Raw genomic sequence first — 20,054 nt, 5'->3', positions numbered from 1 at the left:
TCGACCGCGTGGACATTCTCTCCAGCCTGTTGATGGGGTTTTCCGCGGCGCTGACGCCGATCAATCTGATGTGGGGATTTATCGGCTGCCTGCTGGGGACCGCCATCGGTGTCTTGCCGGGCATCGGGCCGGCGCTGACGGTGGCGTTGCTGCTGCCGATCACCGCCAAGGTCGATCCCACCGGTGCGCTGATCATGTTCGCCGGGATTTATTACGGCGCGCAGTTTGGCGGTTCCACCACGTCGATTTTGCTCAATACGCCCGGTGAGTCGTCTTCCATGGTCACGGCCCTGGAAGGCAACCTCATGGCGCGCAATGGTCGGGCAGGGCCGGCGCTGGCGACGGCGGCGATAGGCTCGTTTGTCGCCGGCACCATTGCCACGATATTGCTGACCCTGTTTGCACCGGTGGTGGCCAGGCTGGCGCTGAATTTTGGGCCGGCGGAGTATTTCGCGATTCTGGTGTTGTCCTTCACCACCGTGTCGGCGGTGCTCGGCGCCTCGATGCTGCGCGGCTTTGCCTCACTGGGGATCGGACTGGTGATCGGCTTGATCGGCCTGGATTCGACCTCGGGCATCGCCCGCTACACCTTGGGTGTGCCCGAACTGGTGGATGGCATCGAAGTGGTGCTGGTGGCGGTCGGCTTATTCGCGGTCGGAGAAGCGCTGTACAGCCTGCTCTATCAAAAGGAGCAAGTGGAGGGACGGCACCGCATGACCTCGATGTGGATGACCCGCGCTGACTGGAAACGCTCGGTGCCCGCGTGGCTGAGAGGTACGCTGATCGGATTTCCGTTCGGCTCGATTCCGGCCGGTGGCGCGGAAATTCCGACGTTCCTGTCCTATTCGACCGAACGCAAACTCAGCAAGTACCCGAAGGAGTTTTCCGCCAACAAGGGCGAGGGCGCCATCGAAGGCGTGGCCGGGCCGGAAGCGGCCAACAACGCCAGCGCCACCGGGTCATTGGTGCCGCTGCTGACCCTCGGAATACCGACTTCCGCCACTGCGGCGATTCTGTTGGCGGCGTTCCAGAACTACAACCTGCAACCGGGGCCGATGCTCTTCGAAACCTCTGCCGATCTGGTCTGGACGCTGGTGGCGTCGCTGTACATCGGCAACGTCATCCTGCTGGTGTTGAACCTGCCGCTGGTGGGGTTGTGGGTCAAGCTCCTGCAAATCCCCCGACCTTACTTGAACGCCGGGATTCTGGTGTTCGCCACCATTGGTGTGTACGGCATGCGCCATTCGTCCTTTGACCTGTTCCTGATGTTGGGCATCGGTTGGGCGGGTGTGTTGATGCGGCGTTTCGATTTCCCGGTCGCGCCGGTGATCGTGGGCATGCTGTTGGGGCCGATGGCCGAGAAGCAATTGCGCAATGCGTTGTCCATCAGCGAAGGTGACTGGATGATCTTCGTCACCCAACCCATCTCGGCGTTCTTCCTGGCCCTGACGCTGCTGGTGTTGTTGGTGCCGTATCTGCTGCATAAGCGCGGGATCAAGTTGCATGAAGACGACTGAGATGTCCGCCAATTGCGCGCAACCCCTGTAGGAGCTGCCGCAGGCTGCGATCTTTTGATCTTTGAAAGCAAAATCAAAAGATCGCAGCCTGCGGCAGCTCCTACAGGGGAACGCGCGTAATCCCGTAGGAGCCGGCTTGCTGGCGATGATCGTTAACGATGACGCAGGTGAACCTGCTAAACGCGGGTTACCGATCGCCAGCAAGCCGGCTCCTACAGACTCACGCCAGCATCGACATCAACCCACCCTGGCGATCCAGTTTGGCCAGGTCGTCGAAGCCGCCGATATGCATGTCGCCGATGAAAATCTGCGGCACGCTGCGTCGACCGCTGCGGCTGAGCATTTCTTCGAGTTTGCCCGGCTGGGTCTGAATATTGATTTCCTGCATCGTGATGCCTTTGCTCGCCAGCAGTGATTTGGCGCTGCGGCAGTAAGGGCAGGTGTCGGTGGTGTACAGGGTCACGGTGTTCATGGTCAGTCCTCCGCTTATGAGTGGCTCAGGCATCGATCGCCGGGAAGTCGATATCGGTCAGGGCGACGTTGTTCAGGTAGTTGGTCAGCGTTTGCGAAGCCACGTGGGCGATCACTTCGATGATCTTCGCGTCATTGATCCCGGCAGCGCGGGCCGCGGCGATTTGCTCGCTACTCAGGTGGCCTCGGCTTTCGGTGATCTGCCGGGCGAGCAAGGCGTAGCTGTCTAGCTTGCCTTCCCGGGCGCTGAGGATCTCCTGGCCGGAGAGCCCGGCCTTGCCAGCGAACAGCGTGTGCGCCGCCAGGCAGTAGTCGCAGCCGTTAACCTGTGAAGTGGCGAGGAAAATCGCTTCCTTCTCCGTAGCGCTCAAGGACGTCTTGCCCAGCGCCGCCGAGTTTTGTAGGTAGGAAGCCAACACGGCGGGAGCTTGGGCCAGCACGCGGAAGACGTTGGGCAGGAAACCGATTTTCTTCTGCACGCCTTCCAGCAGCGGGCGGGTGGTGTCGGTGGCGTGTTCGAGGCTGACAGGGCTAATACGGGTCATGTTGATTCTCCGAGGATTGAAGCGCGACAGGCGCTGGGTACGGAGTTCATGCTAGTGATTGGCTCTGGTCTATTGGGTGCAAATCGTCGACGATATGCGACAGATCGTCCAGAACTGCTCCCGGGGTACTTTCCATGGATCGCTTGTCTACGCTGCTTGCACATTTCGGCGTCAACGCCGGCACTTTCCACAGCGGTACCTTTTGCGGCATCACGGCTTTCGATGGCAGCCAGACGTGCGGGCATCTGCACCTGCTTCAGGGTGGAGAACTGTTGCTGAAACTGGCCGATGAACGTGAACTGCTGATCACCGAGCCGACACTGATCTTTTTCCCACGGCCGTATCGTCACCGCCTGTCGTCTGCGGAAGACGCCGACACACAGTTGGTCTGCGCCTCGCTGACATTCGACGGCGGCTCAAGCAATGCCTTGGCGGCGGCGTTGCCGGACTACCTGGTGCTGAAACTCGAGGAAATCCCGACCTTGGGCAGCACGCTGGAATGGCTGTTCAGCGAGGCTTTCGATGGCACCTGTGGGCGTGAAGCGGTGATGGATCGACTGTTCGAACTGGTGGTGATCCTGTTGCTGCGGCATATCCTCAGCAGTCGCAGTCAGCAGCCGGGGATGATGGCCGGTCTCGCCGATTCACGCCTCGCCCGGCCCTTGAACCTTATGCACGAAACCCCCGGCAAGGCCTGGAGCGTGGCGCAGTTGTCGGAATTGGCCCATATGTCGCGGGCCAGTTTCGCCGAACACTTCAAGCGCGTGGTCGGGCAGTCACCCGTGGATTATCTGGTGAGTTGGCGTATCAGCCTGGCGCAGAAGCGTCTGCGCGAGGGCAAACCCATCGCCCTGATCGCCGAAGAAGTGGGCTACGAAAGTCCTTCGGCGCTGGCTCGGGCATTTCGACGCAAGACCGGTGTCAGTCCGCGAGAGTGGAGGGGGTGAGCAGATAGTCCGGGTAAAAACACGTGCGGCTTTCGGATCAGCTCTCGGGGGAAATGATCTCGTCCGGGCCGGCTTCGGCAGCCAATTTCGCTCGGTCCGCTTTACTGATGTATTTAGGCTTTTTCGGTGCCAGTTTGGCGCTGGCCTTTTTGGCTTTTTCCTTGAACAACTGTTGTAGTTTTTTCTGGCGATTCATTTTTTCTACTCGGCTTGTCAGTGCTTGAAAGGATGGCAGGGATTTTCGCACGAAGCCTGGGTCGTGAGGTGCATCAATAGACGTCGTCGTCCCAGGATTTTTAACAATCGAAGCAACAAGGGCGGCATTGCGCCGCCCTTGGTCAATCGCCGCACCCGGGTTTCACTTCAGTTCGAAGCGATCCAGGTTCATCACCTTGGTCCACGCCGCCACGAAGTCTTTGACCAATTTCTCCTGCCCGCCAGCGCTTGCATAGACTTCGGCCAACGCCCGCAACTGCGCGTTGGAACCGAAGACCAGGTCGACACGGGTAGCTTTCCACTTCGGCTGGCCGGTTTTGCGATCACGGCCTTCGAACTCCTCATTGGCCTCTGACACCGGTTTCCATTCCACGCCCATGTCCAGCAGGTTGGTGAAGAAGTCGTTGGTCAACGCCTCTGGCCGACTCGTGAAGACGCCGTGGGCGGTTTTCCCGACGTTGGTGTTAAGCACACGCAGACCGCCAATGAGCGCGGTCATTTCAGGTGCGGAGAGCGTCAGCAACTGTGCTTTGTCGATCAGCAGTGCTTCGGCTGAAACGGTGTACCGGCCTTTGAGGTAGTTACGGAAACCATCGGCAATCGGTTCGAGGAAGCCGAAGGAATCGACGTCCGTCTGCTCTTGGGAAGCATCCATCCGCCCCGGCGAGAACGGCACCGTGACGGTCTGCCCGGCGTTTTTCGCTGCCTGTTCGACGCCGGCACTCCCGGCCAGCACGATCAGGTCCGCCAACGAGATTTTCTTGCCGCCGGTGTTGAACTCGTTCTGGATGCCCTCGAGTTTCGCCAACACGTTCGCCAGTTGCTCAGGCTGGTTGGCCTGCCAGGATTTCTGCGGCGCCAGACGCAGCCGCCCACCGTTGGCGCCGCCGCGTTTGTCGGAACCGCGGAATGTCGAAGCTGCCGCCCATGCGGTAGAGACAAGCTCAGGGATCGACAGACCCGAGGCCAGCAGTTTGCTCTTGAGCGCCGCGACGTCGCTGTCGTTGATCAGGGCATGGTCGACCGCTGGAATCGGGTCTTGCCACAGCAACACTTCGCTTGGGTTTTCCGGGCCGAGGTAACGCGAGAGCGGCCCCATGTCACGGTGGATCAGCTTGTACCAGGCGCGGGCGAAGGCGTCGGCCAATTGGTCGGGATTTTCCAGGAAACGCCGGGAAATCGGTTCGTAGATCGGGTCGAAGCGCAGGGCCAGGTCAGTGGTAAGCATGGTCGGGTTACGGCGTTTCGACGGGTCATGAGCATCCGGAATGATGCCGGCCCCAGCGCCGTTTTTTGGCACCCACTGGTGGGCGCCCGCCGGGCTTTTCGACAGTTCCCATTCGAAACCGAACACGTTCTCCAGGAAGTTATTGCTCCATTTGGTGGGTGTTGTGGTCCAGGTGACTTCCAGGCCGCTGGTGATGGTGTCCGGGCCTTTGCCAGTGCCGAAGCTGTTTTTCCAGCCCAACCCCTGTAGTTCCAGACCGGCCGCTTCAGGCTCGGCACCCACATTGTCGGCAGGACCGGCGCCGTGGGTTTTGCCGAAGGCGTGGCCACCGGCAATCAGCGCCACGGTCTCTTCGTCGTTCATCGCCATGCGACCGAAGGTTTCGCGGATGTCTATCCCGGCAGCGACCGGGTCGGGGGTGCCTTCGGGACCTTCCGGATTCACATAGATCAGGCCCATTTGAACGGCGGCGAGGGGGTTTTCAAGGATGCGACCGTCTTCGGTACGGCTGTCCTCATTCCTCCCGGGTTCAGCGACCAGTGGAACATCGCCGGGCGCTTGAGCGGGGCCGTTGTCGTCTTTGCCGTAGCGTGAATCTCCAGCCAGCCATTTTTTTTCAGTGCCCCAATACACGTCTTCATCCGGTTCCCAGACATCCGGGCGACCACCGGAAAAACCGAAGGTCTTGAAGCCCATGGACTCCAGCGCGACGTTGCCGGTGAGCACAATCAGGTCAGCCCAGGAAATGTTGTTGCCATACTTTTGTTTGATCGGCCACAGCAACCGGCGTGCCTTGTCGAGGCTGACGTTGTCCGGCCAACTGTTTAGCGGTGCAAAGCGTTGCTGGCCAGTACCGGCGCCGCCGCGTCCGTCCCCGGTGCGGTAGGTGCCTGCGGCGTGCCAGGCCATGCGAACAAAGAGCGGCCCGTAATGGCCAAAGTCCGCTGGCCACCAGTCTTGCGACTGCGTCATCAGCGCGTTCAGGTCGCTTTTGACGGCGGCAAAGTCCAGCTTCTTATAAGCCTCTGCATAGTTGAAGCCTTCGTCCATGGGGTCTGACAAGGACGAGTGCTGATGCAGGATCTTCAGATTCAGTTGATTCGGCCACCAGTCGCGGTTTGTTGTGCCACCGCCGGCGGCGTGATTGAAGGGACATTTCGATTCGTTTGCCATGTGTGAGCTACCTTTGGTCGAGTTCATTCAGCCACCCGGCCCGGATTCGGGCACGGGAAGAGCGAGCGAAATCAATGACTCAGGCTGCTGGACCAATTTTTCGATCAGTTGATCGTTGTGGCCACGTGGGCTTTGCTGACAGTGGCAACCACGTTGCCAATACGACGACCCACCTTATGCCTGGTCAGTTTTCTGACTCATTCTTATCTTCACATCAGGTCTGTGCCGGCCAGACTACGCCGACGCTAGATAAGGCTAGACCGCTATCGGGTAGTCAGCTAATAGCCGCAGTATTTGTTTCTGATAGGCGCAGTCTCTTAGCGCAGCTCGCCGGCGACATCGGGCATGCCAACGGATACCGTCGGCAGCCCGCTGGTGGCTAGCCGAAATTGCGCTTTACTGTCGCTGACGGTGACTCACCATAAGCAGCCTGATAATCCCTGGAGAAGCGCCCTAAATGGTGGAAGTTCCAATGCATGGCGGTTTCAGTCACGGTTGGCCAGGTCTTCTTGATCAGGTCGCGGCGAGCGTTTGAGAGCCTCAGGTTTTTGAGGTAGGCAATCGGTGAAGTCCCGAACGTTTCTATGAAACCCAGATGCAAGGTGCGGTGTGTGGTTTCCAGTTGGTCAACGAGGGTGTTCATGTTGAACGGTTGGGAGATGTTCTCGTGAATGTACTCAATGGCTTTCCTGGCGATTTGTCTGCGTTTCGGAGTTTCACGGGCGCTATTGCTGTCGGGTGTCAGGATTTGCAGTAGAGAGCCAAGCAAACTGTTTTCTGTATTTGAGTTCGCGAAGTCGTTGTGTGGAATGCCGGAGTATTCGTTGCCTTGGGCGCAAGAGGCGCTTATCGCTTGAATGGCAGACTGCATGAGCTGAAATTTATCGGTCTGGAAACGATGTTTTTTTCGACTCGCAAGCACATCAATGGTTGAGTGTTTTTCGCGGCACTGTTCATAGTGTTCTAGCGTAGTGGTGATGGTGAAAAGAACTTCGTTCGGTTCGCAGATGAAGTGCACAGGTTCGTCGCTGTTCAAAACGACGATTTCGTTTGGAAGCAGTTTTTGATTGTTCCAGGTAGGGCGTCCAACCGGCGACTGTGAAATGGCAAATGTCATCAGCCCTTTTGGAACGGCGCTGACGACATTGACAGACGAGTCAAACTCAAGTCGGCTGTGCTGAAGTCTGGGGCCCTGTATCAACTTGTACTGGAGAATGCGCGCTTCTTTTTCTAAAGGCTGGAAATCAATATCCCATGCGCTTGAAAAGTTGCTCGGTCTTTCGGGGTATGCTGAGTTTATGTGAAAAAATTCGTCAGGACGCTGAACGCTCATAAAGCTTATTCGCTAGAGAAGTGGGAGAGCGATCATGTGGACCGCTCTCTGGCAGATTGATTAAAAACGCAAATAAGCAGAAGCCGTTGTTTGATTGATGTCTATTTTTCCGACTTCCAGAACTTCATATTCAGCGCGTAAGCCAAAATTACGGAAAACATCCATCTCGACGCCGGCGCCGTAGGTCAGATCAACGCCGGTGTCGTCCTTTTCAACATTTCCGTCCGCGTCCCATGCGTGGGCGCCCAAACTGCCAAACACGCGGACGCGTTGTCCGACAGGAAATCCGATATGGGTTGCCAATTGTGCGGATCTGCCTTCGAATTTCAGATTGTTATCCTTGAAGTCTCCCAAGTCGATGATTGCGCCTTCGAAAGCGAAATAATCATTCATGCGGTATCCCGTATAAACCTTGTAGCCCATCTCGTTATCGCTCAGCGTCTTTTTATCGGTTTCAACGCTGGATACACCGGCGCCTACATAAAGGCCCTTGTCGTCGGCGATGGCCTTGAATGAAAGCAATGAAGCGAACGATATGATTGCGAGGTTTTTGAGCAGCATTGCAAAGCTTTCCTTGTTAACGGTTTTTCCAAATGGTCGAAGTGGTTTTGCAGTCGGGGATACTCTTGCCGCCAAGAAGTAAATCAAAGTCAAAAATGTGTATTTTCGCGCTCAGGCAAGCGGTTTACATGAGCCACGAGGCTGATTTGCAGCTATGGCGAAATCTCGATTTGTGTTCGTCACCCGCTTTAACGAACGTGCTCATATCAATGAAGCTCATCACCTGACTGATGGATTCCCTGTCCGGAATGCGGGGCAGGGTAAAGTCAGTTGATTGCATCGAAAACTCGATAGCGCTCGTTTGTTGCAGGTCCCCTTCCTGATAAATCAGCAGGTGCCTGATGTTCGGACAGTCGCGAATGGTTTGCTCGAACAGTGAGTCGGCGCTCTTCAATACCGCCTCATTGATGATGAGCAGGTCGAAAACCGACATGGCGCCATCGATAATTGTCATTAATTCGCAAAATGAGCTCAACGGCGCGACCCGGTGATAGCCGAGGCTGGCAAGGGTTTTGTCGATTTTCACTCGCGTGTATTGATCGTGATCGACGATCAATACACGAAGCCACGGGTTGGCAATGAGATAGTTTTCCATAGGTTCACCAAGATAGTTGTGGTGGATATGGAGTGATCAAAGGTTTGCAAGCCAGCCAAGCAACAGGCCACTCGAGTAGGCGAGAAAGCCCAGCGCGAGCTTATGCTTGAGGGGTAACTTGCCAAGACGAAGATTAAGCACGATCGACTCCAGAGAGCAGGGATGCTCAGATTCTGGAGTGAATTAATGTAGGCTCAAGTCATTAATTGTCATTTTTTTATTGGACGTAAGCGCCTAGTGGTTCATACAGCGCAAGCGACTGACTTCATGAATGTAAAAACAAAGCGTGTTTTCATTGGCTGAGGGCAGGAATTGATAATTCAGAACAGCACCTTCCTGCAAAACATATTGACGCCTGAAGAAAAGATTGGGGGTCTTTTCAATGGCAAACAATTCGTTGTCCTGGCTAAGTTTGACAGTACTGATTTTTATCTGGATACGATCTTTGCTTTCTTGTATGAGATTCGCTGAAAGCGTGGCATTGCGAATTTTTTCGTCCATGCTCTCCAGTGTCGATTGTGTGAACCGACCATGGCCAATAGTTAGGTATTCCTCTGTGTTGAGGACGCTAAGGTCTTCGAGTAATTGCCGGCTTACCGTGTGGTAACTGGTATTTTCTTTGTAGGAAGAAGGTGAATAGGTCAGCGCAATAATGCAGAGAAGGCTGACAGCGCCGAGTGCTATCCAATGAATGATGGGTGATTTAACTATTTTCATAAGGTTGCTTCCAGGCATCGCTGAATCATCATGGCGAGATCATTTTGATGACTGTTTGACTCTAAATTTGCGGTGCTAAGGTCGGGACGAATGCAAGAGACAGAGTAATTTGTCTTGGTGTGGTTAATCCAGACCTGACCTTTCAAGTGTGACGGCAGTTTCTTTGCTTGCTCAGCGGAAATAACTCTCAGCGACTGAGCTTCAGCCACGTTGTTGCCTAATGCATGCAGCGTGATCTCATTCTGTTGGGTGCTGGAAGTTTCGATGGTGGGTGTATCGAATGAGAAGCTGAATCGGGAAAAAGTGAAAACACATAGCAACAAGGTTATTGCATAACCCGCCAGCAAACCTTTTGTAGCCATTCCGGTCTTTTTGCTTTTCTCCAATGCCGAGGACAGATCAGCATCGCCGGCGTGAATCCGCGGTTCAGCGGCGGGAACGACGGGCTGTTCGATTTGATTCGAGGGTAATGGCGCTTCAGTTTGTTCATCGATTAGATAATGACGATTAAAACAGTACCCTCGGCGAGGGAGCGTCATCACGATCTCATGGTCTCGACTGTCGTTGAGGATGTTCCTCAGCGAAAACACGGCTTGATTCAAACTGCCGGAAGCGACGACGCGGTCATTCCAGGTGTAATCGATGATTTCTTCGCGGGTTTTAGTCACGCCGGGTTCTATCAGCAACAGATCAAGCAGACGTGCCTCAGCCCGAGCCAGCGTGGAATGCTGAACATCTCCATGGGGCGTAGTAATGGATAGCTTGGCGCTCTCTGGGTCGAAAACAGCGGTGGCACCGTTTTTCAACTTAAAGGCGTAGCTCATGGAAATCCTCCATTCAGGCGGGCTCGGCAGAGTATAGAGACGAATTGGGTACGGCGAGGTGACTCAACAGGCGGGGCTAGACAGTCACTGTGAGGGCGCGGCGGCGTGACGCTAACGGAAAGTACTGAAACTGACAAGTAGAGTGTGGTGTTTTGTCACGGCTGGCCCGCAACTCAAGACAGTCCTTTGTCTTGAAGTCGTTGGCGCAGATTAGTTGGAGGCAAAGGCACTGTCTGCGCGTTCACGCAGTTGTTTTGCCCAGGTATCCAGGGCCGGAAAGGTGTCTTCGACTTTGGTTTTATCCGATGGTGAAATCTCGTTTCCAGTGGTGGCGCTGACGGATTGACCTAACAGCTCACCGGTCTGGCCATCTCTCAGCTCACTTTCGAAATAGATACGCAAGCTTTCATCTCGAGTGCCGGTCAGGTACATCGCACCGCCCACGACAAATCCGACTGGCAAGTATTCCGGAACGGACAAATCCCGTGGCGTGCGTTCGCTGCCAGTAATGGCCGTGCGCAGCAGAAGGGAGTTCGGTTCGGGGCGGGCGATGACATCGTAGCCGCTGGTTAACAACTCCAGGAGGATCGCCTGGTGAAGGTACTTGAGCATGGTGCTGGTATCGGAGGGACGATCGGTGATCAGCCCGACATCCTTGCCCACAAAGTAAAACTTGGGCGGCTCCAGGTAGATACGCTTTCGATAATCTTTTTTCAGATCCAGTGTTGGTTTGACCCAGTATTCGCTGTCAGGCCACTTGGGATCTTTTGAGAGTCGGCTGTAATCATCCAGGTATCCGGTGTGTCGTGTCTCTGCGGCGGGCATCGTCGTGCAGCCCGTCAAGCCCATAAGAAGTATGACTGGAATCAAGTAAAGGAAGCGCATCAGGCAGTTATCCAAGGGGTCTTAGTTGTGTCGCACTGATGATGGGCGGTGGGACTAATCGGCGCTATCCGATAACTGCAAGCCCGAGTGTTCAAGGAGTTTTGCGGCCCGGCCTGAGCAATGTGCCACAATGCTAGTTCGGCATAGCATCATGATCAGGCGGCTCAAATGGATGGCCTTGGATTTCGGCGTGAGCAGGAAAGCTTTATCGCGCAGCAGGTACGCACTGACCGATTGCATCAGTTGTTTCGCCAATCAGTGCCCGCAGTTTTCGGTGCTTTCCTGGCGTTGGCCATGTTGTGCTGGCTGTGTTGGGAACGCATAGATCACACCGTCGTTGCCTGGTGGGTTGCGCTGCTGCTGGGTTCAACGTCGTTGCGCATTTTGATGTTTGTTGTCTATTTCCGCAGTCCGGAAACTGATCGCACACCTCTGCGCTGGGAACGTTTGTATTGGGTCACCTTAGTGTTATCCGCCAGTATCTGGGGCGGTGGCGCGTTAGCGATCATGCCGGCAAACGATATTTTGGCCCAGGCGCTGGTCATGCTCTTTACCGTCGGCATGTCGGTCAGCGCGGTGTCCTGTTATTCGGCCTATCGCTACATGACGGTTGTGTCGATTGTTCTGGTGTTGTTTCCCAGCGCCATTTGGCTGTTGTTCCAGCCGACGGTCCTGCAAGTCGGTATCGGCGGTGCGGTTTTGGTGTTTGCGTCATTTGTATTCAGCGCGACACGCAAACTTTCTGATGCTCTGGAAACGGCCTTTCGCTTAACCCGTGAAATGGAAATGGCCCACAGTATTTCCACCCGGGCCGCGCAAACCGATGAACTCACCGGTTTGAAGAATCGCCGGGCGTTCTTCGAACAGGCCCAGCGCTTGTACAACCATTGCCAGAACTACCAGCTGCCGCTGTGCGCGGTGATGTTGGATATGGACCACTTCAAACACATCAACGATACCTATGGCCATCAGGTCGGCGACCAGGTGCTGCGGCAAATGGGCGTAGTGATCTGCAAGTTCTTTCGTGAATCGGACATTCACGGCCGGCTAGGGGGTGAGGAGTTCGCTGTTTTGCTCCCGGAAACTTCCCTTGAGGCGGCGCAGAACCTCGCCGAGGAACTCATCCAGTCGATTGCCGGGCTGATGACCGGGCCGGTTCACTGCATCACGGCCAGCGTCGGGGTGGCATCGATGGAAACCAGCGACAAGGATCTGCACAGTTTGATGAGCAACGCCGACAAGGCGCTGTATCGAGCCAAGGCGCGTGGCCGCAATCAAGTCGCGGTGGCTGAGTAAGGCGCCTTTGCGGGAGTCAATCTGTGCGTAGACCCTCACTGCGCGCCAGCGTCCGGTCTACCAGGCGGATGCTGTCGCGTCCGCCACGCTTGGATTCATAAAGCGCCGCGTCACCTTGCTCGATCAATGCCGCCAGACTGGCTGGCGGATGGTCGAACAGGTTGGCCCCGATGCTCAGAGTCACCGCTTCGGGCGTGGCGAATGTCTGTGATGCCTCGTTGTGAAACCGCTCGCGTAGCGTGCTGCCGAGCGCCACGATTCCCGCCCTTGATGCGTTGCTCAGCAGAATGACGAATTCGTCACCGCCCAATCGGGCCGCCAGCGCGCCTTCGGGCAGTAGAGAACGAATCATCTCGCTCAGCGTGACCAGAAGTCGGTCGCCGGCGATGTGGCCGTACAGGTCGTTGACCAGTTTGAAGTTGTCGATATCGATCAGCAGCAGGGCGCCCGGTCGAGTGCTCGAAACTTCAGCCAGCAAGCGTGGTGCCCGCACTTCGAGGGCACGGCGGTTGTACAGGGTGGTCAACGGATCACGGGCGGCCAGTCGGGCTATCCGCTTTTCTCGCCGATAGCGCTCGGTGCCGGTCATCGACAGCGCGATCAACATGATCGCCATCGCGCCCTCGACCAGGGAAATCTGAATGATTTCGCCGCGCAAGGCTGCAAGATCGATCAGGGTGCCCGGGACGATTGCCGTCAGCGCCTTGATGAAATAGAACAGTCCGTGGACCAGCAAGACATAGCGCAACTGCACCGCGCCCACACTCAACGACCTGCCGTGGGGACGCAGGAGGAAGCTGGCTCTGAGCGTTACCAGGGCAACCAGCAGCGAGTTCGCCACCAGCATGATCTTCGACCAGGAAGGCTCGTCCGGCAGTAACAACAGTCCTGCCCATGCGACGAAAATCAGGTACCAGCCGCGAGACAGGCGTACCTGCGTGAACCTCGCGACGCCCAGCAGAAAAAACCAGTGGGCCAACACCAAGAGACCGTTGGCGAACCAGATGCCGATCAACAAAAGGCCGCTCATGCGCAGCAGGGCGAGTGTCGAACCCACGGTGATCGTTGCAAAGCCTGCGCTCCAGAACAGCAGCGAGGTTTCACGAATGCTGCGCCACTCGATCGCCAGGTACAGCGCAGCGGCCGCTGCGAGGGCGATCGAGATTGTCAACATCGTCGGAGGGTCGAGCGCCATAGCCTTGTTGCCTGCCTGATTTGCGGTAAAAGGCGCAATTGTAAGCGGTTACGCCGCTTTTCGCAGGGGCTCGCTGCTCACTTTAAGATGAGCAGCCATCGGGACTAAAACAACTATCGGCCATGAGCGGCGTCCGCCAGTTGCCCGGTATCGACGCGAACAAAAACGGAGTCTCCGACAGCGGTGAGCACGTCCCCGGCAAATACCTCACAGATCACCCGGCATTTGCGTCCCACTTCACCTTCGACCTTCGCGCGCAGGGTCAGAGGAATACCCATGGGCGTCGGTTTGATGAATTTGATACCGAGGTTGCCGGTCACGCAGTTGATGCGGGGCAGGCTACTGACTTCGCGCTGCTCATTGCGGTAGTGATAGGCCATCGCCGTCCAGTTTGAATGGCAATCGACCAGCATCGCGATCAACCCGCCATAAACCAGATCAGGCCAACCGCAATACTTGGCCTCTGGCACGTGTTCGGCCATGACATGCACGCCGTCTTCATGCCAGTAACTCTTGATGTGCAACCCGTGGGGATTGCTGCTGCCACAGCCGTAACAAACGCCATCAGGTGCGGCGGTGTCTTGCAGGGATGGATCGAGACTGGACATACCTTGAGCAACCTCAAAAAAGTAAACCGAATCTGGCAAATCTTATTACGGTCTGTCTTGAAAGACAGCCGTCGATGGCGGATTCGTACAACTTGGGGATCCACGTGCCACCACTGGATTCAGCCTGGATTGACGTCCGATTGAACAACAACGGCGTCGGTGCGTTTGAATTTGATGCGCCTGCTCCATGCGATGGCGGGACGTTCGAAGATCATGTAGGCGATGGCGGCAAATGTGATGCAGGCGGCTAATCCAAGGATCAACGCCAGTGTGTCGGTCACCAGGCCAGACGGCAGGAAGCGCCGGAACAGTCGCATGAAAGTGCCAATCACGGGCGAATGAAATAAATACAGGCTGTAGGAAATCAAGCCGAGCTTTATCACTGGATAGCTGGACATGAAACCCAAGGTGGCAGAGTGATTCACCAGCAAACAAAACGATAGACCCGTCAGCCCGGCAGCAATGGCGAATGAATTTTCGCTCGCAACACCGATAAGCAGAAGCACTGCGCAGTATCCAACGGCAATGTATCGGCTCTGTCTTGTGCCTTTAAGGGTCTGGCCACATAAAACCCCGGCCATGAAGCTGAACCAGAATCCAATGAACCCGCCTTGCCAGCCTATCGATTGAATCAGGCCGGTTGGCCAAAGCAGTGCCAATAGTGCGCTGACCCAAATAGCAATATTGCGCGCCTGGAAAACTTCGCCCCCATTGGCTTGATGGGCTAACCAAAGTAGTACGGCAAAGGCAATGTAAAACTGGACTTCGATACACAGGGTCCAGAACACGGTGATGATGTTTTCGATACCCAGGAAGCCTTGAAGAAACGCCAGATGCCCGAGAATATCCGTAAAACCTGGAAGTTGAATCCCGTTTTGCCCGGACAGATGTTTCGCCGCAATCACCAACACGCCTAGCGCCACGGCGGCATAGTAGGGCGGGGCAAGGCGTACTAGACGGCGCGCGACAAAGTTCGCAGCATTCGCACTGTTCATCGGCACGCGAAATGTCGTGGCTGCCATGACGATTCCGCTTAAAACGAAAAAGACCGGCACACCCAGGTGACCCGCGTCGAAAACGATATATTTCAACCAGGTCGGAATGGCTGCCAGAAGCGTTGGAAGGTGATTGCCCTCGGAGAAGTGAAACAGGACCACCCAAAGCGCCGCAAAGCAGCGCAATGCGTCAACCAGGGCGAGGCGATGCTTATCGTCAAGGGTGATACTACTCATCGTGTCTCTCCATTCATGCCGATCAACCGGCCGGAAATTTCCGGCCCGGATCACCCTATAACGCTAAGGTCATGCCACTCGCTCAATCGTATCCGGGCGAGTCTTTTTTGCTCCTTTATTCCAGAGCAATACCAGGATACGAACGCCTTTGTTCCAGGCATAACCCACTGCAATGCCACCGGCGATGGCTATGACTACCGCGAGCGCTGGCTGATCATAGAGGTGGCGGGCCACGGACTGGAACTGGAAATGCGTCAGATAAATGTACAGCGTCGAGGACGCGATCAATGCGAGACCCCGGGCGATGAGGCCTGGTACGGGAATGGAGCGAATCCAGATCAACGCGAGAACGGCGGGCAAGGCTATATCAACATAAATACCCGTCTCTAGACCTTGTGTTGCAAGGCCGGAGAGTGCCTGGAAATCCTGGAAGGCAATAATCATCACAGTCACTGCACTGGCGATCATTTTCCGCTTGGTCGAATGGGCGTAGTGAATCGCCATGCCGAGTACCATGATCGCAAGATAGTGCTGTGGCACTCTGTTAAACAGCCCGGTCGCATCAAACAGATACTTGTTAATCATGAGGTCCGACACTGCCAATAAGCAGGCCGCAATGACAAGGTGACGAAACGGGTTCGACATGATGATGCTTCTAACTCGCTGGAATGAAAGCGCGAAGCCAATGATGACGATCATCTGCAGCAGAACTTCAATGTACCAATACGCAAAGTCACCGGTGATGCTCGAGGGGAACCAGTTTGAAATCAGCAGCAGTGTTTGCCAGTGAATTTTGTCGAACACGACCTGCAGCAAGATTGTGTAAAGAATAGTGGGCGCGGCAATGCTGATGATGGACTTGAGAAGCATGCGCGCGTTGCCGCGTTCGTTTATGGCGTTTAGTTGAAATCTTGCCAGGCTGATGCCGGATACCAAAAATAAAACAGTGGTCTCGCCTGAAATTGGCCATATCGGAAAAAGATTAAAATGCCCGATAACAATGAACATGATCGATATGACGCGCAACAGGACAGGGAGCTCCATCTCCCGAACCGAGAATTTTGAAGGTTTGGCGATGTTGGTCAGTTCGCAGAGTTCACGTATGGGCCTGGTTTCCCATTGTTCTGGCAAGTGCCCGATCAGCTCTTCCAGGACCATTGAAGCCTGAACGAACGAGAGCGAATCTCCACCCAGTTCGACGAACGACAAATTGGCATCAATGTGTGTGACTTCGAGTATTTCAGACCACGCGGCTGTGAGCTTGAGCGCGAGGGGGGACAGCTTCTGATTCGAATTTAGGGACGCTGTATCCGTGTTGCCTGCAATCGGTGGCAATGCCCGTTTATCAATTTTTCCATTCGGTGTCAGTGGAATGGCATCCAGAAATACGAACAACGCCGGCACCATGTACTCCGGGAGTTCATCGCCGACATGTTCACGCAACTCAGCGGCTGAGACAGGGGTTATCGAAACGCAATAAGCAACCAGCCTTGTCATCGCATGGTCTTTGGCTGCGACGACCACGCACTGTTTGATCCGGGAGTGTCGTGAAATCGCCCCTTCGATTTCACTGAGTTCGATTCGATGGCCGCGAATCTTGACCTGGCTGTCGCCCCGACCCAGAAAGCTGACACTGCCATCTGAAAGATAAGTGCCCAGGTCTCCGGTTCTGTAACAAATATCGTTTTCGACATGGGTAAAGGGGTTCGCAACGAATTTTTCCCGGGTTAGCACCGGATCAGCCCAGTAACCCTGCGATAGATAAGGACTACGAATCAGGATTTCACCGGTTTGTCCTTCGCGTACCAACTGATTCGAGTCATCCACGATCAACAGTTGCGCGCCTTCGATACCTTTTCCCAGTGGGATCTTGGCGTTGTCGGCTTCAGGGTCGACTGGGTGGTACGCCATGGCTTGGGGCGTTTCTGTTGTGCCGTAGAAGTTCACGCTGATGGCGCTCGGCGCGATAGCGCGTATTTGTTCGTAAAGCGTATTGCTTAACGCATCGCCGCCCCAAAAAAGATAACGCAGCTCGTTGAGCTTCAGGTCGTTAAGTTTTGTCCCGGTTTCAATGAGTTTTCCAAGTGGAGGCGTCAGGTGAATGATGGATATTTGATATTTGTATATCCATGTCGCCAGTGCAGATGGATCTATGACGGTTGATTGCGCAGGAATAATCACTTTCGCGCCAATGGACAGAGGCGTGAAAACGTCTCGATAAACCGGATCATGACCAAGTCCGGAGAGCAAGGAAAAGCAATCATCTTTTGATAGCGAATGACGCTTGGTATGCCACTCAATGAAATGCACCAAAGGCGCGTGGGTTGTAACAATGCCTTTGGGTTCGCCAGTACTTCCCGACGTGAACGTGATATAGGCCGCTTTGCCAGGGTCGATCTCCGGCAAATTATGTTGATCAGAATTGAACTGACGCAGTGCTTCGCCTGCTGTTTCCGGAACCCGGACGATCTGCGGACTGGTATTCCCTGTCCCTTGCAGTTCGAATGTAGCCTCGCCGCACAGCAAAACAAAAGCAGGCTCAAGCAAATGAATGATTTGCCCGATGCGCGCAGGCGGATAGGCCATGTCGGCGACGGTAAAGGTCAACCCGGCACGCGAGGCGCCGAGCATTGAGTAGACCAGCCCGGCACAACGACTGGAAACAATGACGATCCGGTCGGATTCGGTGGCGCCATTTGCAATCAACCACGAAGCAATGCCGCGGCTTATCTCTTCAAGCTGTCGATAGCTGCAGGTTGTGTCATGGGAGATGACCGCAATGGCATCAGGCGCTTGTTTTGCCTGTTGTAAGAAGGCCGTGAATATCGGACGTTCGGCACAATATTCCAGATCAAGTGTTGGGTTGGGGCGGCCATCCTGCATCTGTTTCCGTACTCCGCATGAGCGCTACAAGGTTAACATCGTGACTCGAAAGTCTGAGTGATTGTGCGCGGAGCTCATGGGTGGACGAGGCAAAAAAATGCAGCGATCCGCGCAACTTTCTGGCGAAAAATCTGGAGGATCGAAACGCTCGCTGAATTATTCTGGCCGATAGCATGAACGTTAGTGCACGGCAGGCGTTGACGCCAGCGTGGGTTGGACAGTGAGGCAATTATTTTTCGCTCGGCCAGCCATGCCTGAAGCGTTGTCGATTTACGCCTTGACCCAGCGTTGACGGCTCCAGCTACTCAGCGAGTCGACGGCAAACACCAGCAACAACATGGCCAGGATGACCGTGCTGGCTTGAGCTTCCTGGAACAGGCTGAGGCTGACATAGAGCATCTGGCCCAAGCCGCCGGCGCCGACGAAGCCCAGCACGCTGGCCATGCGAATGTTGTTTTCCCAGCGGTACAGAATGTAGGCCAGCAGCTGCGGCAGCAGATTGGGCAAGGTGCCGTAGCAGAAGGCCCACACGGCGTTGCCACCTTGCAGGCGGATCGCTTCGGCGGGTTCCGGCGGGGTGTTTTCCAGCGCTTCGGCGAACAAGCGGCCAAGCACGCCGGTGGTGTGCAGGGCCAGGGCCAGGGTGCCGGCATTGGGGCCGAGCCCGGCGGCCAGCACCATCAGCGCGGCCCACACCAGTTCCGGCACCGCGCGCAGGGCATTGAGCACAAGGCGCGACGCGCTCTGCAGCGGCCAGCCGAATCGTCCGGCGGCGGGCAATGCCAACAGCAGGCCGAACACCGCCGCGAGCAACGTGCCCAGGGCCGACATGGCGATGGTTTCCAGGGCGCCGTGAGCGATGGCTTGCAGGTGACTCGCGCTCAGGTCCGGGTTGAGAAAACGCTGCGCATACGCGCCCATCTGCTTCAGGTTGCCGCTACCGCCGAGTTCGCCGAGGTCGATGCTCAGGTAGATGAACGAAACGACCACCGCCGCAACGATGCTCAGCAGCAGTGCCAGGTTGATCAGGCGATTCATGCCAACCTCCAACGCAGCAGGCGGCTGAGTTGATCAGCGAGCAGCACCAGCCCCAGAAATGTCAGCAACAGACTGGCGACTTCGCCCCCGGCGAACATGCGCAGCGACAAATCCATTTGCTGGCCCAGCCCGCCGGCACCGACGAAACCCATCACCACCGAGGCACGAATCGCGCACTCCCAGCGGTACACCGTGTACGACATCAGTTCGGCGGCGACATTGGGCAAGATCCCATAGCAAAAGGCCGCAAGCCGACCGCTGCCGGATTGCAGCAGCGCGTGTGCCGGGCGCTGGTCGACCGATTCGAAAATTTCCGCGTAGACCTTGCCGAGCATGCCGCTGTAGGTGATGGCAATGGCCAGGACCCCGGCGGTCGGACCAAGGCCGACGGCGCGCACGAACAGCAGGGCCCAGACGATTTCCGGCACGCTGCGCAGGAAGATCAACAACCCGCGCACCGGCCAGCGCAACAGTTGCCCCCAAGCACTCGGGTGACCGGCACGGGAAGCCGCCGACAGCGACAGGGCACGACTGGCCAGCAGGCTCGCGGGAACGGCCAACAGCAACGCCAACGCCATGCCGGCCGTAGCGATGGCCAGGGTCTGCAAGGTGGCTTGCCACAACAGCTGAAGAAACTCTTCGTCATGGGCCGGTGGCCAGAACGCCGATACGAATCGGCCGATTTCGCTCTGGCTGTCGCTCGCCACCAGCACGCTCAGGTCCAGCTCGCTGTAATGGATGCCCGGCCACAACAGCGCCAAGGCCAGCAGGGTGAGCAGCAGGCGGGGGC

General features: G+C 56.1%; 19 protein-coding genes. 3 read left to right on the top strand and 16 right to left on the bottom strand.

Features of this window, described 5'->3' with window-relative positions; translation table 11 throughout:
- Positions 1-8: 8 nt before the first annotated feature.
- Positions 9-1,517 (top strand): tripartite tricarboxylate transporter permease, encoded by a 1,509-nt coding sequence (locus KGB21_RS27200; RefSeq protein WP_034150237.1) that lies wholly within the window; start codon positions 9-11, stop codon positions 1,515-1,517.
- Positions 1,518-1,737: 220 nt separating this feature from the next.
- Here the strand turns inward: KGB21_RS27200 and grxC are convergent, their stop codons facing one another.
- Positions 1,738-1,989, bottom strand: a complete 252-nt coding sequence (grxC, locus tag KGB21_RS27195; RefSeq protein WP_034150236.1) for a glutaredoxin 3 — start codon at positions 1,987-1,989, stop codon at positions 1,738-1,740.
- Between the two features lie 25 nt (positions 1,990-2,014).
- Complete coding sequence (locus KGB21_RS27190) at positions 2,015-2,533, bottom strand: carboxymuconolactone decarboxylase family protein (RefSeq protein ID WP_223507272.1); 519 nt, start codon at positions 2,531-2,533, stop codon at positions 2,015-2,017.
- Positions 2,534-2,667: 134 nt separating this feature from the next.
- Here KGB21_RS27190 and KGB21_RS27185 point away from each other — a divergent pair, with 134 nt between their 5' ends.
- Positions 2,668-3,480: an AraC family transcriptional regulator gene (locus tag KGB21_RS27185; protein ID WP_034150234.1), complete on the top strand. Its 813-nt coding sequence runs from the start codon at positions 2,668-2,670 to the stop codon at positions 3,478-3,480.
- Between the two features lie 37 nt (positions 3,481-3,517).
- On the opposite strand, the gene KGB21_RS27180 is transcribed toward KGB21_RS27185, so the two are convergent.
- From KGB21_RS27180 to KGB21_RS27145, 8 genes are all read right to left on the bottom strand, one after another.
- Entirely contained in the window at positions 3,518-3,676 is a 159-nt protein-coding gene (locus KGB21_RS27180) for a DUF2986 domain-containing protein (RefSeq protein WP_080758077.1), read from the bottom strand.
- Positions 3,677-3,838: 162 nt separating this feature from the next.
- The gene (katG, locus tag KGB21_RS27175) at positions 3,839-6,097 is read right to left on the bottom strand and encodes a catalase/peroxidase HPI (protein ID WP_223507271.1); all 2,259 of its coding nucleotides are present in this window, start codon (positions 6,095-6,097) and stop codon (positions 3,839-3,841) included.
- A 379-nt stretch (positions 6,098-6,476) separates the two neighbouring features.
- The gene (locus KGB21_RS27170) at positions 6,477-7,430 is read right to left on the bottom strand and encodes a helix-turn-helix domain-containing protein (protein ID WP_223507270.1); all 954 of its coding nucleotides are present in this window, start codon (positions 7,428-7,430) and stop codon (positions 6,477-6,479) included.
- A 60-nt stretch (positions 7,431-7,490) separates the two neighbouring features.
- A complete protein-coding gene (locus KGB21_RS27165; protein ID WP_223507269.1) occupies positions 7,491-7,991 on the bottom strand; it encodes an outer membrane beta-barrel protein in 501 nt (166 codons plus the stop codon).
- 124 nt (positions 7,992-8,115) lie between these two features.
- Positions 8,116-8,586: a histidine kinase gene (locus KGB21_RS27160; protein WP_223507268.1), complete on the bottom strand. Its 471-nt coding sequence runs from the start codon at positions 8,584-8,586 to the stop codon at positions 8,116-8,118.
- Between the two features lie 234 nt (positions 8,587-8,820).
- The gene (locus tag KGB21_RS27155) at positions 8,821-9,303 is read right to left on the bottom strand and encodes a hypothetical protein (RefSeq protein ID WP_034150230.1); all 483 of its coding nucleotides are present in this window, start codon (positions 9,301-9,303) and stop codon (positions 8,821-8,823) included.
- The gene (locus KGB21_RS27150; RefSeq protein WP_223507267.1) at positions 9,300-10,127 is read right to left on the bottom strand and encodes a transcriptional regulator; all 828 of its coding nucleotides are present in this window, start codon (positions 10,125-10,127) and stop codon (positions 9,300-9,302) included. The genes KGB21_RS27155 and KGB21_RS27150 overlap by 4 nt, the downstream gene beginning before the upstream one ends.
- 210 nt (positions 10,128-10,337) lie before the next feature.
- Positions 10,338-11,012 (bottom strand): DUF3313 domain-containing protein, encoded by a 675-nt coding sequence (locus KGB21_RS27145; protein ID WP_223507266.1) that lies wholly within the window; start codon positions 11,010-11,012, stop codon positions 10,338-10,340.
- Positions 11,013-11,180: 168 nt separating this feature from the next.
- On the opposite strand from KGB21_RS27145, the gene KGB21_RS27140 reads away from it, so the two are divergent.
- Positions 11,181-12,308: a sensor domain-containing diguanylate cyclase gene (locus KGB21_RS27140; protein WP_034150227.1), complete on the top strand. Its 1,128-nt coding sequence runs from the start codon at positions 11,181-11,183 to the stop codon at positions 12,306-12,308.
- A 16-nt stretch (positions 12,309-12,324) separates the two neighbouring features.
- Here KGB21_RS27140 and KGB21_RS27135 read toward each other — a convergent pair whose 3' ends face one another.
- The 6 genes from KGB21_RS27135 to KGB21_RS27110 all read right to left on the bottom strand — a co-directional run.
- Positions 12,325-13,503 carry a GGDEF domain-containing protein gene (locus KGB21_RS27135; RefSeq protein ID WP_223507265.1) on the bottom strand — a complete coding sequence of 393 codons (1,179 nt, stop codon included), beginning with the start codon at positions 13,501-13,503 and terminating at the stop codon, positions 12,325-12,327.
- Between the two features lie 113 nt (positions 13,504-13,616).
- Positions 13,617-14,111: a PaaI family thioesterase gene (locus KGB21_RS27130; protein ID WP_034150226.1), complete on the bottom strand. Its 495-nt coding sequence runs from the start codon at positions 14,109-14,111 to the stop codon at positions 13,617-13,619.
- 119 nt (positions 14,112-14,230) lie between these two features.
- A complete protein-coding gene (locus tag KGB21_RS27125) occupies positions 14,231-15,343 on the bottom strand; it encodes an acyltransferase family protein (RefSeq protein WP_034150225.1) in 1,113 nt (370 codons plus the stop codon).
- A gap of 69 nt (positions 15,344-15,412) precedes the next feature.
- Positions 15,413-18,226: an amino acid adenylation domain-containing protein gene (locus tag KGB21_RS27120; RefSeq protein ID WP_223507264.1), complete on the bottom strand. Its 2,814-nt coding sequence runs from the start codon at positions 18,224-18,226 to the stop codon at positions 15,413-15,415.
- 270 nt (positions 18,227-18,496) lie between these two features.
- Positions 18,497-19,264, bottom strand: coding sequence for a phosphonate ABC transporter, permease protein PhnE (gene phnE / locus KGB21_RS27115; RefSeq protein WP_034150223.1), 768 nt, complete (start codon positions 19,262-19,264; stop codon positions 18,497-18,499).
- On the bottom strand, positions 19,261-20,054 hold a 794-nt coding region (locus tag KGB21_RS27110), incomplete at its 5' end, for a PhnE/PtxC family ABC transporter permease (RefSeq protein WP_223507263.1). The genes KGB21_RS27110 and phnE, both read right to left, overlap by 4 nt.

The organism is Pseudomonas sp. GL-RE-29 (assembly GCF_019947275.1).
GTDB lineage: Bacteria > Pseudomonadota > Gammaproteobacteria > Pseudomonadales > Pseudomonadaceae > Aquipseudomonas > Aquipseudomonas fluorescens_A.
Note: the sequence above shows the minus strand (reverse complement) of the source record. Positions and strands in the feature narration are given on the sequence as shown.

Excerpts from the sequence above, each read along its gene's own strand:
- KGB21_RS27150 (WP_223507267.1), bottom strand. The coding sequence starts at position 10,127 with ATGAGCTACGCCTTTAAGTTGAAAAACGGTGCCACCGCTGTTTTCGAC.
- KGB21_RS27185 (WP_034150234.1), top strand. The coding sequence starts at position 2,668 with ATGGATCGCTTGTCTACGCTGCTTGCACATTTCGGCGTCAACGCCGGC.
- phnE (WP_034150223.1), bottom strand. The coding sequence starts at position 19,264 with ATGAATCGCCTGATCAACCTGGCACTGCTGCTGAGCATCGTTGCGGCG.
- KGB21_RS27165 (WP_223507269.1), bottom strand. The coding sequence starts at position 7,991 with ATGCTGCTCAAAAACCTCGCAATCATATCGTTCGCTTCATTGCTTTCA.
- KGB21_RS27125 (WP_034150225.1), bottom strand. The coding sequence starts at position 15,343 with ATGAGTAGTATCACCCTTGACGATAAGCATCGCCTCGCCCTGGTTGAC.
- KGB21_RS27170 (WP_223507270.1), bottom strand. The coding sequence starts at position 7,430 with ATGAGCGTTCAGCGTCCTGACGAATTTTTTCACATAAACTCAGCATAC.
- KGB21_RS27120 (WP_223507264.1), bottom strand. The coding sequence starts at position 18,226 with ATGCAGGATGGCCGCCCCAACCCAACACTTGATCTGGAATATTGTGCC.
- KGB21_RS27140 (WP_034150227.1), top strand. The coding sequence starts at position 11,181 with ATGGATGGCCTTGGATTTCGGCGTGAGCAGGAAAGCTTTATCGCGCAG.
- KGB21_RS27145 (WP_223507266.1), bottom strand. The coding sequence starts at position 11,012 with ATGCGCTTCCTTTACTTGATTCCAGTCATACTTCTTATGGGCTTGACG.
- katG (WP_223507271.1), bottom strand. The coding sequence starts at position 6,097 with ATGGCAAACGAATCGAAATGTCCCTTCAATCACGCCGCCGGCGGTGGC.
- KGB21_RS27155 (WP_034150230.1), bottom strand. The coding sequence starts at position 9,303 with ATGAAAATAGTTAAATCACCCATCATTCATTGGATAGCACTCGGCGCT.
- KGB21_RS27160 (WP_223507268.1), bottom strand. The coding sequence starts at position 8,586 with ATGGAAAACTATCTCATTGCCAACCCGTGGCTTCGTGTATTGATCGTC.
- KGB21_RS27180 (WP_080758077.1), bottom strand. The coding sequence starts at position 3,676 with ATGAATCGCCAGAAAAAACTACAACAGTTGTTCAAGGAAAAAGCCAAA.
- KGB21_RS27130 (WP_034150226.1), bottom strand. The coding sequence starts at position 14,111 with ATGTCCAGTCTCGATCCATCCCTGCAAGACACCGCCGCACCTGATGGC.
- KGB21_RS27190 (WP_223507272.1), bottom strand. The coding sequence starts at position 2,533 with ATGACCCGTATTAGCCCTGTCAGCCTCGAACACGCCACCGACACCACC.
- grxC (WP_034150236.1), bottom strand. The coding sequence starts at position 1,989 with ATGAACACCGTGACCCTGTACACCACCGACACCTGCCCTTACTGCCGC.
- KGB21_RS27135 (WP_223507265.1), bottom strand. The coding sequence starts at position 13,503 with ATGGCGCTCGACCCTCCGACGATGTTGACAATCTCGATCGCCCTCGCA.